Source organism: Methanococcoides seepicolus, from assembly GCF_023684405.1.
GTDB classification, from domain to species: Archaea; Halobacteriota; Methanosarcinia; order Methanosarcinales; family Methanosarcinaceae; genus Methanococcoides; species Methanococcoides seepicolus.
This window is the reverse complement of record NZ_JAGSOI010000137.1, coordinates 1-1,472: the sequence shown is the minus strand read 5'-3', so window position 1 is coordinate 1,472 and position 1,472 is coordinate 1. Positions and strand designations below refer to the sequence as shown.

Annotated in this window: 3 protein-coding genes; 2 read left to right on the top strand and 1 reads right to left on the bottom strand. The window is 36.0% G+C overall.

The genetic code is table 11. The annotated features are described in order from the left end of the window. Nucleotides 1–109, bottom strand: a 109-nt coding sequence (locus KDK67_RS14075; RefSeq protein ID WP_420846926.1) for a transposase-like zinc-binding domain-containing protein, incomplete at its 3' end; no start/stop codon positions are given. A 78-nt stretch (nt 110–187) separates the two neighbouring features. On the opposite strand from KDK67_RS14075, the gene KDK67_RS14070 reads away from it, so the two are divergent. Next, on the top strand, nt 188–751 hold the full coding sequence (locus tag KDK67_RS14070) for a hypothetical protein (protein WP_250869474.1): 564 nt from the start codon (nt 188–190) through the stop codon (nt 749–751). 161 nt (nt 752–912) lie between these two features. Then, nucleotides 913–1,347, top strand: a complete 435-nt coding sequence (locus KDK67_RS14065; protein WP_250869473.1) for a GNAT family N-acetyltransferase — start codon at nt 913–915, stop codon at nt 1,345–1,347. Nucleotides 1,348–1,472: the final 125 nt, after the last annotated feature.

Below are 1,472 nucleotides of genomic sequence, written 5' to 3'. Positions count from 1 at the left end.
TAATCTCCACTGAATAGTTATACCCACAATCATGGCATTTGTAGCGTTGACGTCCATCGATTTTACCGTTCTTTTTATGATTGGAGCTCTTGCACCTGGGACAGTTCATGCATAAATATAGGTCCTAATAACATAAAAACTCTACTTAAATACCAATACCAAGAAATTTAATACAATTCCTCTCTGGGTGTTCTTTATTGCAGTTCAGTTTGTCGATATTCTGGCATTTATCTCGGTGTTGCTTGGTGTGGAAAAAATGAGCTATAATCCCACCTCTAATCCTTTCCTAAGAACATCGATGGACTATATTCCGTTAACTCACTCTTTATCAAATAGTTTGGGTATTGCGCTTATTGTTTTCCTGGTCTTTTGGAAACTAAAGGACAAGACATGGGGAATTGCACTCTCGATGGGAGTATTATCACACTGGTTTATTGATTTCATAGCTCACACACCGGATATGCCCCTTATTTTCAATAGTTATAAAGTTGGTCTGGGATTATGGAACTATCCATGGATAGCTTTTTTACTTGAAGTTGGTTTTTTCATTGGAGCAGGATATTATCTTTACAAAGGTTCTGAGAACCTTAAACGACCGATCATTCTAATGACTTTTTTAGTTATTTTTTATGCTCCAACAATGTTCGCACCAGAAGGAGAAGTTCCTGTAGCAGTAATGAGTATTTTAAGTTTAAGTTTCTATATAATATTCGCAGCCTTGGCTTGGTGGAGCGAGAAAAAGAAGAAATGAATATTAAAATATGATAAGGCATGTGGGCAAATTTTACCTATAAAAAAGTTATAAAATATCTTTATCGCAATATTAAAATTAAAGATCAACAATGAGTGCTATCTGATGTGTTATCCTCTTCGCTCATAGCAGACAGATGAATTTTGATCTTAGGTGGTAGTATGAACGATCGGCTTGATGTATTACAAGCAAATTTGTCACATGTGAACTTTCTTTCCGAGTTCGGAAAAGAATCATTTATAGATGCATATCAGGTAACTCTTCCTATGGATGAACTTAGGACTTATGTGGAAGAAGCCTTCTCGGAAGAACTGATCAAGCAAGAGATTGAAAGCTCTGGATCCATCTATTTACTCTGTAAAAATGCAAAGGGTGCAATATGTGGCTATGCAAAATATGTAGATTCTGAAATGCCAGATCACTTAGTACATGATAGAGCAATAGAATTGCAACGTCTTTATGTTCAGAATGACTGTAGGGGGAAAGGAGTTGGGAGGCTTCTATCTAGATATGGGGAATCGATCTCTCATCAAAAAGGATTCGTAACTATTCAGCCTACCTATCGTCAATCCTGTATGACCGACTATAATACATAAAATTAATTTGCAATCCTAAAATCAAACAATTGTTGGAACAAATGGCTTTCCAGCAATTGCATCTTGAATTGCATCCATTACAGAAAGATGATTCTTCTTAACAGTAGAAATGTAGCTTCTTAGCC

Coding starts and splice junctions, on each gene's coding strand:
- KDK67_RS14065 (WP_250869473.1), top strand. CDS start 913: ATGAACGATCGGCTTGATGTATTACAAGCAAATTTGTCACATGTGAAC.